The sequence below is a fragment of the Nitrosarchaeum sp. AC2 genome (assembly GCF_013407385.1).
GTDB classification, from domain to species: domain Archaea; phylum Thermoproteota; class Nitrososphaeria; order Nitrososphaerales; family Nitrosopumilaceae; genus Nitrosarchaeum; species Nitrosarchaeum koreense.
Genome location: NZ_CP030847.1, coordinates 1,277,380 through 1,291,734 on the forward strand (window position 1 = coordinate 1,277,380; position 14,355 = coordinate 1,291,734).

The window sequence follows — 14,355 nt, forward strand, 5'->3', positions numbered from 1 at the left end:
AAAAACACTACAACTTAAAGACATCTTAGAAAAGGTTCTACGATCTCAAAATCCAGATCCTAGTGGATCTTCAGGTTTCATAATTTCACGAAGAACTATAGTAGCAAATGAACCTCGAGATAAAGTAAACTCTACCGTAGTATCTTTTGAGAAATGATCTGTACATTGAATTGCAGCTTGTCTAAATCCCCCTTCACTACTAATTTCCTGCATCTCTTTGATGAAAAAATCTTTGGGAGTGATTTCTTCAGTCTGTAGAATTTTGGATATCTGAAAATCAAAGCGAGTTTTTTTGTAATACGAATAACCTACAAAAGGCAAAGCAAGAAACTGATCTAGTCCTTTAACATATTTTCCAATAATTCCGTGAGAGTCATAACAAACATCACCCTCTTGAGCAGCAAAGAGATTTTCACCGTCAGTAAATGCGGCACTTAATGCATGATTAAAAAGAAAAGATTGGTAAGCTTGGACGTAAAATCTTCGTAAAGGTAGTGGTACTGCATGTATTGCTTTTTGTGAATCATCATGTTCAATCATTTCTTGGAGTACGATTCTTTCAACATCCATTTGGGGAGGAACTTGGTCCAGGTATTTTTTGTAATTTGAAGGGTCTGCAAGTTTTTCTCTTATCTCGGTATTTTCTTTAGAATCATAAGTAGAGGTAAAAGATAGGAGTAAATCGACTGCTTTTTTGAAATTTCGCTGCAAAAGAGCCTTACCAATAAGATGAGTTACGGCTCTTTTAGAGCCAAATCGTTGGTAACCGTAAAAATTTAGAATTTTATCATATTCTGCAAAGTCAGATAAATTTCCAACACAGTCTGAAATTTTAATGCTAAAATGATTACCAATCATATCTTTTTTTGATAGAGGTTTTTTTACATGGCCGATTTTTTCAAGAGAATATTTTTCGGAAGAATAATTATCAATGGATTTACTTTTGCTATCAGAGCAAACAAATTGTTCAGTAACTGCAGATGCATCCTTTAATCCAAGTGATTTTAATCTGATTCCTGTTTTTTTAAAAATATCAGATAATGCGTGGTTGGTGTCTATTTTTTTCTTTTTTAGTTTGTATACAGCATAACCATCTTGTTGGATAATTGATTTAAGTGATTTTGGAGAGAGTACTTCATTTACTTTAAAGTGTTCAGCTTCATCTTTAATTCGTCCGCCAATTCCATTAAATTTTGTACTATAAACTAAGATTCCTATTTGAGAATCTATTTTCGGTATCACGGTAATATTGTCACTGTAACAAATTTACTAATTGAGACATCTTCAATTTGAGCACCTACCAATACTTTGTATGTTCCAGGAGCTGCTTCGTCAGATGCAGAAATTTTTACATCTCCAGTTATCGAAGAATCTAACTGGAAAGGAACAGATTTGTCAGAAGTGGCATCTAAAAATGTTACATAATCAGAGAGTATTAAGGACACATTCTCATCAACTGTACTCTGGGGTGTGATTGTCAGAGAGATATTTTTTGATTCTCCAGGAAGTAGTGAGATATTTTGAGTGTCAAGAGTTACATCAAATGGTAAAGGTACAGAAGTGTCAACTACTCCAATTTTATTTTCCACCCATTCAGTGAACCAGATTTTATCTTTGTATATGGCAAAGTCAAAGACTTGAGCTAAACCACAGTTAAAATTAAGATCACAGTCTCCCCAGGCGGGATTTTTTGATGGAACGAGGTACTCTACAAGAGAATCAGTTTTTGGATCTAATACTGCAATACTGTTTGCAGTTTGTTCGTTAAACACTAGCTGACCAACAGAATTACTTTCAATCCAATATGGTCTAGATATTGGAGATTTAATGACGCCAGTAGAATTACCATAAGTGGATAATTTAGGATCAGATGTAGGATAAGAGATGAATTGGTTTGTGTCTGGATTAAAAGTAAAGATTGCAGAGTTTGAGGTGTCAGCAATCCAAATCAGACCATCAGAGACTGCTAATCCGTTTGGAGTAAGTAGATCAGTTGGTAATTGGAATACTTGAATGAAATCAAGAGCTGGAAGTGAGTTTGCATTAGCAGTTGCTATGGAAGTACGATATGCATCCTGATCAAATTTTACAAGTACTCCACCTTGTTGGAAGATCCAATTTGTATACCAGACATTGTTGTCTTCATCGATTGCAAAATCACCAGTTACAGAACCATCTACGGGTGATGGAATATTGAGATAACTCAACTCCTCATCGGATAAAGTAGGGTCTAAGAAAGTGAGTTTGTTTCCATTAAAATCATTTATCACTACTTGTGAGCCAAGTATCTTCAATTTTTGTGGCAGAGAGTCACCATCAGATGGGAAATCAATTCGTTGGTATTTTTGATTATCTGGAGTAAATTTCCATATAGAGTCATAAGATTCATCAGTATACCATACAGAACCGTCAGGAGAATAATCCATTCCCCAGATCATTGAGCGGCCATTTTGGGGCCAAAGTGGATTTTCAAATTCAGTAAAAGATTCAGTGATAGGATCAAATTTTCCTAGTTTGCCAGTATTTGTTTCTGCAAACCACACGTTTCCACTATAATCTGCAACTACTGCTAAAGGATTAGTACAAACAGTTGGAATAGAATATTCTTTGATAAATTTAGTAGATTTTGCAGTTGAGGATCCACAAAATTGTGCACGTTGAGAGTCAGGAAAATTATCGGCCGGAGTTCCAGTTTTAGTTATCTCTTCATCTTGGATCATTGGCTGGTTATTTAGGAGCACACCTGCGGATAATGACGTCAGCATGATTGTTCCAAAAAATATAGCTACAATGAGGCCTTTTTTCTTCACAAATTAAAAAATAATTAACCCAAGTTATATCTTATTGCAAGAAAAGATCTAAAGTAATTTCAGATCACCAGTTATTTTATCAATTAAATTCTCAGGAGCAGGTCCAATTGAAATACACGTGATAGTCCCTGGAGCGATTTGAGTATGACCTGCATCTGTGACTTCAGACCAGGGAAGATCCAGATCAATAGCATGTTTTTTTACTTCTTGTAATTCTTTAATTCCTGAAACTTTGAGTACAACTTTTTCTTGGCCTCCCCACCATTTATTGAACCATTCAGGATGAGATTTTCTCACATGTTCAGCACCTAAAACACAAGCATGGCCTACTTGTGCAGCAATCTTTCCCTTTCCCATTTCAAGATCAGTTCTAATCACAATTACTTGCTTGATATCTCCCATAAAGATATCAAAATCATACTTAATGAAAAACTTTTGAGTTAAATAATTGACAATGAAACGAGAATTGTGTACTATGACGTAATAATTGCCGGTGGAAGTGTTGCTGGATTGATTTGTGCAAGAGAAGTGGCCAGAAATAATCATAGTGTTCTTGTAATCGAAGAAGATTATGAAATTGGTACGCCAGAACACTGTGGTGGATTAGTAAGTACCGCAGGTCTTGAAGAACTTGGAATAATTCCATTTAGAAAGACTTTTGATCATTTGATAGACTCAGCAGAGATACATGCCCCAAACGGCAATAGTTTTTCTATAAATTCAAAGAAGCAAAAAGTTGCAGAGATTAGCAGAAGAGAGTTAGATAAACAATTAGCACATCAAGCACAGAAAAACGGGGCAGTAATCAAAGTGAGAAATAGTTTTCAAGAAATAACAGATAAAGGAATAAGAACTAATGAAGAAGAAATTGAATGCACAATCTTTGTTGATGCAAGAGGAGTATCATCTTTAATTCACAAGGATAGAACTGGAATTTTATCTTCGGCACAGTATGAGATTTATGCAAATTGGATAAAGAAAGGAAAAGTAGAAGTATTTTTAGATCAAGAAAAATATCCAGGGTTTTTGCGTGGGTCATACCGTCTGATGAAGGTAAAGGAAAGATAGGAGTTGCAGGAAAAGGAATCAATGTTGCAGAGACAATAGAAAAATTTCTGCAAACAAAGGGAGATTACTCAACAGTTAGGAAAATTTATGCTCCAATTTGGATTAAAGGTCCAATTGAAGAATTTGTAAATGGAAAAACAGTAACAGTGGGGGATGCAGCAGGACAAGCAAAACCAACTACAGCTGGTGGGATTTACTCTAGTGGTATGGGTGGAATGTATGCTGGACAAGCTATTTCGAAATATCTAAAATCAAAGAAAATATCAGATTTAGAAGAGTATCAAAAAAGATGGACCGAGAAATTTGGAAAGGAATTTGAAAAACAGTTGTTTGCAAGAAAAATTTTAGAAAGATTAGACAACAATACAATCAATAAATTATTTGAATCAATAACACCTGAAATAATAAAGGAGATTTCTGAAAAAGATGATTTTGATTTTCATACTGGATCAATTGTAAAATTACTTGGGATCAAAGGATCACTCAAAACTGCTCAAGCCATAATTGGTGGAGAATTTAAAAAACTCCTAAGTTAGAAAGCGTAATTTCTAAGCAAGGTATAAATGATGTTTACAGAAAATTGTGGCATGTCATCTACGATTTCGTTACCAGCATGTAGTTGTTGTCACAGACATATTATGCCTAATGATAAATGTGTAAAATTCAATTGTCCAAATTGCGGTGAAAAATTAATTTGGAGATGCGAGAGTTGCAGAGAATCCGCAAAATCATATACTTGTGATTTGTGTCATTCTCAGGGACCTTAGAAAATTGACTCAGTTACTATTAGTTACAAAAATTCTTCCAACTGGAATGGATGTCGATTTAGATAAATTATCAGATTCGATCAAAGGAGTTCTAAAAGAGGGAATACAAATGAAAAGACACGCAAAAGAGCCATTGGCATTTGGATTAGAATTTCTCAAAGCAGAATTTGTTTTAGAAGATAAAGAAGGTCAAATGGATTCACTAGAAGATGCTGTTAAATCAGTTGAGGGTGTAAGTGAATTCGAAGTACTCAACATGAGTAGAATGTCTGTGGACATGAAATAGGTGATTTTTTGGTACGCAAAGATGAACCTTTGCAGATGAGAGTTGGTGAAGCTAAGCAAAGAGATGTTGGTAAAAAGCGCGCCAGAGTTGGACCAGAAGCAATGGACCAGCTCAAAGTCACACCAGGAGACATCATCGAAGTTATGGGTTCAAGAACTAGTTGTGCCGTTGTTTGGCCAGTAGATGAAGATGAGAAATCTCCAGATATTATCAGAATTGACGGACAAACAAGGAAGAATGTGGGAGCATCATTAAATGACATTGTAAAGATTAGAAAGGCAACATCAAAGATTGCAAAATCAGTAGTATTAATTCCAGTTAATGATTCAGTTACAGTCGATAAAGAGTTTACAGACTTTGTAAAAAATAGATTGAAAGGATTACCAATTACACATGGGGATGAAATTTCAGTTATGATTTTAGGAAACTCGATGGACTTTAAGATTAGCAAGACATCTCCAAAACACATTGTAAAGATTGACAGATCAACTATCCTTACAATATCTGCCGAAGCTTCAGGAGATAGGAAATCAAGAGTAACTTATGAAGAAGTTGGAGGATTAGGTCATGAAATTAAAGCAATGAGAGAGATTGTTGAACTTCCATTAAAGCACCCAGAATTATTTGTAAGATTAGGAGTAGAGCCACATAGTGGAGTTTTGTTGTATGGTCCTCCAGGTTGTGGTAAGACGTTGATTGCAAAAGTTCTTGCAAGTGAATCAGAGGCAAACATGTTTTCAATTAATGGTCCAGAAATTATGAACAAGTATTACGGAGAAACAGAAGCAAAGCTTAGAGATATCTTCAAAGAAGCTAAAGATAATTCTCCAAGCATTATTTTTATTGATGAAATTGATGCAATTGCTCCAAAAAGAGAAGAAGCTTACGGAGACGTAGAAAAAAGAGTTGTAGCTCAGTTATTGGCATTAATGGATGGTCTCAATGATAGAGGAAACGTAATTGTTCTTGGAGCAACCAACAGACCAGAAAGTATTGATCCTGCACTTAGAAGACCTGGAAGATTTGATAGAGAATTTGAGATATCAGTTCCAAATGATGATGGTAGATTAGAGATTCTCATAATTCACACAAGAGGAATGCCAGTTGCAGATGATGTGGACCTTAAAGATTTAGCTGCAGAATTACATGGATATACTGGGGCAGATATCAAATCACTTTGCAGAGAAGCTGCACTAAAATCAATTCGACGTTATCTTCCAGAAATTGATTTAGAGACTGAGAAAATTTCATCAGAGGTTTTAGAATCAATGCAGATAAAATTAATTGACTTTTACGATGCAATGCACGATGTAATTCCTACAGCAATGAGAGAGTTTTACGTTGAGAGACCAAAAGTATGGTGGCACGATGTTGGAGGATTAGACGAGATCAAAAAATCATTAACAGATAATCTCATTGTAGCTATGAAAGAGCCAACTAAATTTACAAAGATGGGGATAAAGCCACCAAAAGGCGCGTTAATTTATGGTCCTCCTGGTTGCGGCAAGACGTTGATTGCAAGAGCATTAGCTACGGAAACTGGAGCCAACATGATACTAGTCAAAGGTCCAGAGATTCTTTCAAAATGGATAGGGGAATCAGAAAAAGCTGTAAGAGAAATTTTCAGAAAAGCAAAAACATCATCACCGTGTGTTGTAATTTTTGATGAACTAGATTCACTTGCACGAATCAAATCTGGAGAAGGTGGAGTAGGTGAAACTGTTCTTAGTCAGTTGTTAACTGAGATTGAAGAAGGCACGTCATCACGTGTAGCTGTAATTGGAATTACAAATAGACCAGATGTTTTAGATAACTCGTTACTTAGAACGGGAAGATTAGATATTGTACTCTATGTTCCACCACCAGACGATAAAGGCAGATTGGAAATTATCAAGATTTTGACAAAGAAAATGCCACTTGCAAGTGATGTAAAGTTAGAAGAGATTGCAGTTGCCACACAAAATTACACAGGAGCGGATTTAGCTGCACTTTGCAGAGAATCAGCAGTTCAAGCAATGAGAAGTAATAATGCAAAAATTACAAACTCTGACTTTGCTAAAGGTATGAAGCAGATTAAACCGTCAATCACTAAAGAAGTGGATCAATGGTACAAGACGGTAAGAGAAAGTATATCTAATGTCGTACCTAAAGTAGGAGATAAATCATTTTACGGATAAAAATGGCAATACCACTAAGAAACAAAGTATTTGAAAAAATCAAAGAAGTAAATTCTCTTACAGATGTAGAGTTGTACAAAGCTTTGACTAAAGATGGGATGATTATTTCTGAAGACAAATTCAATAAACTATTACTAGATTTAGAAATTCTAGGATTAATCAAAGTTGCATGGATTACAAAAGATGCACGAAGAATAGAAATTGTAGTGATAAAAGAAGAGATAGACATAGTAGATGAACAAAATCAGGAAATGATGGAAAAAGATTATGAAGCAAGCTTTCCTGGCTTTGAAAAATAATTAATTTCTAAAATAACGGAAAATGAAATGCTGCATCTAATGCAACTGCAACAAAAATTATTGTAAGATAAGGGGCAGTTACTTTGTATGCTTTCCATGCAAATTCAGATGTAGGAGTCTTTGTTAGTTTGTAATGATATGCTAACATCAAACCACCAGAGACTGCAGCGATTGCAGTGTAAACAATTCCCATACCAAATGCAGGAAGAATCATCGAGTATGGAAGTAGGATCAATGTATTTCCTAGAATGTATTTTGATGTTCTTTGCATTCCAATTACTACTGGCAACATTGGAATGTTTGCTTGTGCATATTCATCTTTAATCTTCATTGCAAGGCACCAAAAGTGTGATGGGGTCCATACAAACACCAGAAATCCAACTAGGAATCCCAAGATATCCATACTGCCTGTTGCAGCAGACCAACCAGCCCAAGCTGCAGCACTGCCAGCAATTCCACCAATTACTATATTTGATGTGTTTAATCGCTTAAGCCACACTGTGTAAATAATTACGTAAGAGAAAATTCCTAATGCAATAAAAAATGCAGATACTGGGTTTAATGCAAAAAATCCGTAAATTACAGAGACGCAACTTACAACAACTCCATAAAGTAACACATGAGATGCTGCCATTCTACCAGAAGGAATCGGTCTAGTGCTGGTTCGAGTCATTTTTGGATCAATGTCTTTATCATAATAATGGTTCAGGGCACTTGAACCAGCAGATGCCAAAGCTCCTGCAATAATAATATGCAAATAATGAATCAATTCAATTGGATTATCAGTTGGAATTAGTTTATTTGCAGCATACATCGATGTTACAGCAGTAATTACCAATAGTACAACAATTCGTGGTTTGGATATTTCCAATATTTCCTTAAATCCCAATCTCACTATATCCAAATCAGAAGCCATTTAATTTATTCGACTTTAATGATCTGGTGTATTTCAAAAGGAATAAGTATCACAATCCTAACAGCTAGCTTGAATGAGTAATTGGGACCTCATGATGCCAGGCATGGGATTGACAGCTATTGGAGTTGCAGGTGTGACAATATCGTATTCAGGAATAGCTCACACATTCATTGACGGAATGCACGCTCTAACTGGGCTAACTATGTTTGTTGGATTGATCTTTTTGGCAGCAGGTATCTTAGATGGGGGTGTCTCTACTAGTAATAGGGCCAAAGCAACTACTCTAGTAATCGTATCAATTGTGTTATCTTTTGCAACATTTGGACTTACAATGAACTCTTCAAATTATACCATTACACTTGCAGGACTCTTGATGGCAATTGCATTTCCATCAATAATTATATCATATCTAATAATGAAGATGCCCCAGTATGCTAAACCGGTAGGAGCCATAGTTGGAATGGCAGCTGCAACTGGAATTATCATGTGGTTTGCATTTGGTCTAGTTAGTCCAGATACGTATATGATTAGTGAGCCTGTAATTGAAGAGCCTAAAGAAGAGATAGTGGTATCTTCAGCGCCAATATATCCAATAACAATATTGAAAAAATCAGACATTCAAGGAAATCCAGATTATGATCCAGATGTAGCACATGTTCCAAAAGGCAATGTTGTTGAATGGACTAATGCGGATGCAGTAGTACACACAGTTACTAGTTCTGCTGACTTTGGAGACACATTTAACTCAAATATGATAAATGCAGGTGAGAAATTTTCACTAGATACAAACAATCTTGATGCTGGGGAATATGAATACATGTGTATAGTACATCCTTGGATGATTGCAACTTTGATAGTTGAAGAACCAAAAGAGGATGTTAAAGTCGTAATTCCACAAGGGGCTGGAATAATTAGTGAAGGTCAGATCTATTATGATCCACAAGTAATTCAGATTGAATCTGGAACGACTGTTGTTTGGGAGAATGCAGATAGTGCAATGCATACAGTAACTTCAGGTAGTGCAGAGACAGGAGCAGATGGAAAGTTTGATTCAGAGATGATGGCAGCTGGAGATTCATTCAAGTATTCGTTTAATTCCCCAGGAAAGATAGATTACTTTTGCATGTTACATCCTTGGATGGTTGGTACTGTAGACGTACAATAGATTTGAAATTAATAATTACAGAATCTCAAAAAAAGATACTAGCAAACTATGCAGATAATGAAAGACCAAATGAGTCGTGTGCTGTTTTATTTGGTGCCGCAAATGACGAGCAAACTACAGTAAAAGAGATATTTCTTACACAAAATATTGAAGAATCGCCAGTCAATTTTACAATATCAAATGATGAATTACTCAAAGTCTACAAAACTGCTGAAGATAAAAAAATGCAAGTTGTGGGAATATTTCATTCTCATCCAAATTCAGAGGCATATCCATCAGAGACAGATAAGAGATTCATGCAAAGTAATCCCGTAATATGGGTGATTTATTCAGGAGTAACAAAGGACTTTAAAGCATATTTTCTAGAATCAGAAATTATTCAAGTCGCAATTGAAGTAAATTAGCTATCTAACTGAAACTCGTTTTTTAGTATTTTTTCTTGCAGGTCGGTTAACTTTTGCTTTTTTTAGTTTTGGTTTGTCAGTGGATATGCTAACTCCCTTTTTTTGGCCTTTACGTCTAGCATCATTTCGTATTTTTTCATTTTTTTGTAATTTTTTTAACTCTTCAGCATTTGTTTTACGAGTTTTACTTGTTACCACATAGTAGAGTAATTTTTTCTAGTAGTTTAATATATTGAAAAAAATCAATTTTGGTTTAAGTTCCTTTAGGTTGTTCATAGTCTTTTTTAATAATTAACTCATCAAATCCTTCATCAATTATTGGTGTTTCAAGTTCTTTGAGTTGTTTGTAAATTACAGTTAGTGGAAATGGGTCATGTCTACTTTTTTGTCTTTTTTCAAGTAATCCCCTTGAGGTATTCATCAAGACTCCCCTTACTTTGGCATTGTATTTCTTTGCAAGATCTATGTGTTGCTTTCGTATGGAAGTAGTCAGATTGGTGTCATCAATTACGACGTTTTTTCCTGCTTTTAGACATTCTTCGATGTATTCAAGTTCTTTTTTTCTATTATTATCAAAAAAGGATAATGCTATACGTTCATGATCAAAATTTGCCTTTATGTAAGTGGTCTTTCCACTCAACGCAACTCCAATCATTAAAACATATTCTAATTTTGACACATACATCTCATACCAATCAAAGATTTAAAATTAGATTTTTGTTTTAAGCAGGATTGCAGTAGGAATAGCAAGATATACAACAATACTTTCTTTTGTATTGAAATATCATTTTTTATTCATAAAAAATCCAAAAAACACTAATGTAAAAAAGTAAAAAAATTATGCGAGAAATGCTCGTAGCATCCAAGCCATCTTTTCATGTTTTTCCATGAGGCCTGTTAAGAAATCAGAAGTTCCTGCATCGCCAAGCTTTGCACATGTTTCAAGGTCTTGTCTTAATGCACGAATCACAGATTCATGATCATCTAATAGATTTCTAAGCATTGTTTTTGGTTCAGGATATGTATCTGGTTGTTCTTTTAGTCTACTATTTCCAATAAACTCTGCAAGTGTTGCCTTTGCTTTACCACCTAATGCTCTGTTTCTCTCTGCAACATCATCAATGACTTGATCTATTTCCTCGTATTGGGACTCGAAGAACTTGTGTAGATCATTGAATTGCATTCCAATTACATTCCAATGATAGTTTCTTGTCTTTGTGTACAAGATGTATTCATCAGATACAAGGCGATTTAGAATGTCAGAGATGTTTTTAGAATTTTCAGATGATATTCCGATGTTAGTTTCCATGATAATTTTTTATCAATCATAAAATAAAAGGTTTGTTTTGATTTTCAGAAAGATTACAAATTTTATTTCATTTTACAAGTGTAGAATGAATATCTAGTAGATATCTCTCGTATCAAGAGGAGTTTTGAATTAAATATCCCTTCTTTCAAACGAAATTATGGAAATTCACGTATACGACACATATGTCAAAGCTAAAGATGGCCATACCATGCACTTTGATGTAATTACTGGTGAAAAAGATCACAACAAAGCCATTGAATATGGTAAAGAGTGGTTAAAATCAGTAGGTGAGCCAAACGCCCAAATGACTACAAATGAATGTCAATTTTGCCATTCACAAGGTGCACCAGAACCTGTAGAACGGGCAATTAAGGAAAAAGGTTATTTCATCCAAAAGATGGAAGGCTGTCCTTAAACATCTTTTTTCCTTTTTTAATTATTTTGATCTATATTTTTTAGGCAAGATATTTTTTGTAAAGTATGACAGAACAATATGCAAAGTGGACAGTTGAAGGAGATAAAAAAACAAAATGGATTTGTGGATGTTTTCTAACTGCAGATGATTATTTTAAATTCTGTAAAAATCATAATGATATTTTGAAAAAAGCAATTCAGACACAGATTGATGAATTGGATATGACTTTAGTTATAGAAGACTAGAGTGCAAGTATTGCAATAAATGCAGATACAAAGACGATTGCGATTGTGTTTAGTAATTTAATTACAGTGTTTAATGCAGGACCTGCTGTATCTTTGTAAGGATCACCAATGATATCACCAACTACTGCTACTTTGTGAATTTCAGTTCCTTTATCACCTTGCATCTCGACTAATTTCTTAGCATTATCCCATGCACCACCAGTGTTTGCCAAGTGATATGCAAGTGGAATTCCAGTAACTACTGCACCCATTAGTAATCCGGCAACAGCTGTTGGGCCTAACAAAATACCTAAAATAATTGGAGAGATAATTGCAATGATTGCGGGTTTCCAAAGTTCTTTAATTGATGCAGCAGTTGCAATGTCTACACATTTTGCATAATCAGGCTTTGATGTTCCTGCTAAAATTCCAGCGTCTGATTTGAATTGTCGTCTAACTTCATCTACCATCTTTCCAGCAGCACGAGACACACCGTTGATTAGTTGTCCGGTGATAATAAATGGAATTAATCCGCCAACTAACAATCCAACAATAACTGTTACATTTGTTAAACTATAATTCAATTCTAAAACTCCTTCAAAGATGTGTGCTGCCTCAAATTGGAATGCCTGTATCATTGCAAGCGCGGCCAACCCGGCACTAGCAATAGCAAATCCTTTGGTTACTGCCTTTGTAGTGTTTCCTACAGCATCGATTTCATCAGTGACTTTTCTATTTTCTTCACCCATTCCAGTCATCTCGACAATTCCACCTGCGTTATCTGCAATTGGTCCAAATGCATCGATGCTAAGAACAATTCCTGCAAGACTAAGCATGGCCATTGCAGTTAATGAAGTTCCAAAGATACCATACAAGATTGGGTCAGTGCCTTCAGGTGCTGCATTTGAAGCTACACTAAATGAAATGATAATTGCAACAATTAATGCAATCATAAATGGTCCAGTTGATTGCATTCCTTTGATAATTCCCATCAATGTTAGTGATGCGTATCCCCATTTTGCAGATTCAACAATATCTTGAACAGGTTTGTATTTGTAATTGGTATATCTGTCAGTAATCTTTTGAATGACTGGAACTAGAATGACACCAATGACGGTTGTGGCAAATAACGCATAAGCAATTGCGGTTTGTCCGAGAAAGTAGTATGTAAAAATGAAATTCAAAATTATTGCAATTGTGGCAGAGACATAAAATGACAGATTAAGCGGTTTCATCACATCGGTAATATTTGAAGAGCGAACAATTACAATTCCAATGATTGATGCAATCATTCCAGATGTTCCAATAAGAATTGGATACATGAAAATTTCAGGAGCACCAATTAGTGCAGCGATAAGCAATGAAGCTAGAATTGTAACAATGTAAGATTCGTAAACATCAGAACCCATTCCTGCTGCATCACCTACATTATCACCAACGTTGTCAGCGATTGTTGCAGGATTTCTAGGATCATCTTCAGGAATATTTGCTTCAACTTTTCCTACCAAGTCTGCTCCCATATCTGCAGCCTTTGTGAAGATTCCGCCACCGATTCTGATAAACAATGCAATTAGACTTGCACCGATACCTACACCGGCAATTGTGATTGGATTAGGATAAACCATGTAAAGACCAGTGATTGCCAATAGGGCCATTGCTGGAACTGCCAGACCTACTGTTGCTCCGCCTCTAAAGGCCATTGCAAATGTCTTGCCTAGACCGCTACTACTTAGATGAGCGGCTCTAACTGCTGCTTTAACTGTAATTTTTAATGAGATTAATCCGGCAACAGCAGAAAGTGTTGCACCTACTGCAAATGCTAATCCGTTTGAAAATCCGATAAAATATCCTATAATAATTGAAAGTGCGATTGCAATTGGAATTATAATTTTCATCTCTCGTCTCAGAAATGCTGCTGCTCCAACTTTGACTGCATTTGAGATATCCATCATTTCTTTGGTGCCTGATGGTTGTTTTGTGATCCAAGCAACGATACCTAGGGCAACGACAAATGAAGCAATGCCTGCCACTATAGGCAAAATTTGTTGAAGATCCATACTATAATTTGCTTGCCTGAGATTAGGAAATATAAATCAATTAGGAATTGGTTATTTTCTTTTCTGATAGGGCAAAAATGTTTTTCCTCGCAATCCTTGCCTAACTAATTTGTTGAATCTCTTACCATGTGCAAGATATGGAAATCGCATGTGAATTAATTCATGAACCAGTGTATTTTCCAGGGCCTTTTCATCTGGAATTTTTCTAATATTGATAAAAACAAGATTATGTTGCAAATATGAAACTCCATAGTATTTGTAAGCTGAAGTTCTCCTGCCTTCAGTCATCTCTTTTGGCATTTCAAGTACTTCTTTTGTGGTGAGTAGAATTTTGGGTTCGGGTATAGAGAAACGACTTGAGTAAATTCCAACTTTTTCTAATATCTGCAATTTTAGTTCAGGATCTAACTTCACAATTATTTTTTATAAAATGGATGTTTATTCTAAAATGTCAACTC

19 protein-coding genes are annotated in these 14,355 nt (G+C 35.3%); 10 read left to right on the forward strand and 9 right to left on the reverse strand.

The genetic code is table 11. The annotated features are described in order from the left end of the window. Positions 1-45: 45 nt before the first annotated feature. The 3 genes from truD to pth2 all read right to left on the reverse strand — a co-directional run bounded on the left by truD (position 46) and on the right by pth2 (position 3,212). Entirely contained in the window at positions 46-1,242 is a 1,197-nt protein-coding gene (truD, locus tag DSQ20_RS07755) for a tRNA pseudouridine(13) synthase TruD (RefSeq protein ID WP_179365212.1), read from the reverse strand. Beyond that, positions 1,239-2,765, reverse strand: coding sequence for a lyase (locus DSQ20_RS07760; protein WP_179366356.1), 1,527 nt, complete (start codon positions 2,763-2,765; stop codon positions 1,239-1,241). The genes truD and DSQ20_RS07760 overlap by 4 nt, the downstream gene beginning before the upstream one ends. Before the next feature lie 93 nt (positions 2,766-2,858). After that, a complete protein-coding gene (gene pth2 / locus DSQ20_RS07765; RefSeq protein ID WP_007551055.1) occupies positions 2,859-3,212 on the reverse strand; it encodes a peptidyl-tRNA hydrolase Pth2 in 354 nt (117 codons plus the stop codon). A gap of 66 nt (positions 3,213-3,278) precedes the next feature. Here pth2 and DSQ20_RS10845 point away from each other — a divergent pair, with 66 nt between their 5' ends. From DSQ20_RS10845 to DSQ20_RS07790, 6 genes are read left to right on the forward strand one after another with little or no spacing between them, the layout of a single operon-like run. Then, entirely contained in the window at positions 3,279-3,878 is a 600-nt protein-coding gene (locus tag DSQ20_RS10845; RefSeq protein WP_255458195.1) for an NAD(P)/FAD-dependent oxidoreductase, read from the forward strand. Beyond that, a complete protein-coding gene (locus tag DSQ20_RS10850; protein ID WP_255458196.1) occupies positions 3,779-4,414 on the forward strand; it encodes a hypothetical protein in 636 nt (211 codons plus the stop codon). The genes DSQ20_RS10845 and DSQ20_RS10850 overlap by 100 nt, the downstream gene beginning before the upstream one ends. A 51-nt stretch (positions 4,415-4,465) precedes the next feature. Continuing rightward, positions 4,466-4,645, forward strand: coding sequence for a zinc finger domain-containing protein (locus DSQ20_RS07775; RefSeq protein ID WP_255458197.1), 180 nt, complete (start codon positions 4,466-4,468; stop codon positions 4,643-4,645). Between the two features lie 4 nt (positions 4,646-4,649). Beyond that, the gene (locus tag DSQ20_RS07780) at positions 4,650-4,931 is read left to right on the forward strand and encodes an elongation factor 1-beta (protein ID WP_007551058.1); all 282 of its coding nucleotides are present in this window, start codon (positions 4,650-4,652) and stop codon (positions 4,929-4,931) included. A gap of 8 nt (positions 4,932-4,939) precedes the next feature. Beyond that, positions 4,940-7,108, forward strand: coding sequence for a CDC48 family AAA ATPase (locus tag DSQ20_RS07785; RefSeq protein WP_048109923.1), 2,169 nt, complete (start codon positions 4,940-4,942; stop codon positions 7,106-7,108). A 2-nt stretch (positions 7,109-7,110) separates the two neighbouring features. Beyond that, entirely contained in the window at positions 7,111-7,407 is a 297-nt protein-coding gene (locus DSQ20_RS07790) for a hypothetical protein (protein ID WP_179365214.1), read from the forward strand. A 7-nt stretch (positions 7,408-7,414) separates the two neighbouring features. On the opposite strand, the gene DSQ20_RS07795 is transcribed toward DSQ20_RS07790, so the two are convergent. Next, positions 7,415-8,323, reverse strand: coding sequence for a heme o synthase (locus tag DSQ20_RS07795; RefSeq protein ID WP_179365215.1), 909 nt, complete (start codon positions 8,321-8,323; stop codon positions 7,415-7,417). 73 nt (positions 8,324-8,396) lie between these two features. On the opposite strand from DSQ20_RS07795, the gene DSQ20_RS07800 reads away from it, so the two are divergent. Both DSQ20_RS07800 and DSQ20_RS07805 read left to right on the forward strand, forming a co-directional pair. Continuing rightward, on the forward strand, positions 8,397-9,488 hold the full coding sequence (locus DSQ20_RS07800; protein WP_179365216.1) for a plastocyanin/azurin family copper-binding protein: 1,092 nt from the start codon (positions 8,397-8,399) through the stop codon (positions 9,486-9,488). 2 nt (positions 9,489-9,490) lie between these two features. After that, entirely contained in the window at positions 9,491-9,892 is a 402-nt protein-coding gene (locus DSQ20_RS07805) for a Mov34/MPN/PAD-1 family protein (protein ID WP_179365217.1), read from the forward strand. Here DSQ20_RS07805 and DSQ20_RS07810 read toward each other — a convergent pair whose 3' ends face one another. The 3 genes from DSQ20_RS07810 to DSQ20_RS07820 all read right to left on the reverse strand — a co-directional run bounded on the left by DSQ20_RS07810 (position 9,893) and on the right by DSQ20_RS07820 (position 11,201). Further along, entirely contained in the window at positions 9,893-10,090 is a 198-nt protein-coding gene (locus tag DSQ20_RS07810) for a hypothetical protein (RefSeq protein ID WP_179365218.1), read from the reverse strand. Positions 10,091-10,145: 55 nt separating this feature from the next. Further along, on the reverse strand, positions 10,146-10,577 hold the full coding sequence (locus tag DSQ20_RS07815) for an AAA family ATPase (protein WP_179365219.1): 432 nt from the start codon (positions 10,575-10,577) through the stop codon (positions 10,146-10,148). A 153-nt stretch (positions 10,578-10,730) separates the two neighbouring features. Next, complete coding sequence (locus DSQ20_RS07820) at positions 10,731-11,201, reverse strand: Dps family protein (protein ID WP_179365220.1); 471 nt, start codon at positions 11,199-11,201, stop codon at positions 10,731-10,733. A gap of 157 nt (positions 11,202-11,358) precedes the next feature. On the opposite strand from DSQ20_RS07820, the gene DSQ20_RS07825 reads away from it, so the two are divergent. Then, a complete protein-coding gene (locus tag DSQ20_RS07825; protein ID WP_179365221.1) occupies positions 11,359-11,616 on the forward strand; it encodes a DUF2024 family protein in 258 nt (85 codons plus the stop codon). 65 nt (positions 11,617-11,681) lie between these two features. After that, positions 11,682-11,861 (forward strand): hypothetical protein, encoded by a 180-nt coding sequence (locus DSQ20_RS07830; protein WP_007551071.1) that lies wholly within the window; start codon positions 11,682-11,684, stop codon positions 11,859-11,861. Here the strand turns inward: DSQ20_RS07830 and DSQ20_RS07835 are convergent. Then, the gene (locus DSQ20_RS07835) at positions 11,858-13,897 is read right to left on the reverse strand and encodes a sodium-translocating pyrophosphatase (RefSeq protein ID WP_179365222.1); all 2,040 of its coding nucleotides are present in this window, start codon (positions 13,895-13,897) and stop codon (positions 11,858-11,860) included. The two genes, DSQ20_RS07830 and DSQ20_RS07835, sit on opposite strands and share 4 nt — an antisense overlap. Positions 13,898-13,948: 51 nt before the next feature. Further along, a complete protein-coding gene (locus DSQ20_RS07840; protein ID WP_179365223.1) occupies positions 13,949-14,311 on the reverse strand; it encodes a hypothetical protein in 363 nt (120 codons plus the stop codon). Positions 14,312-14,355 lie beyond the last annotated feature (44 nt).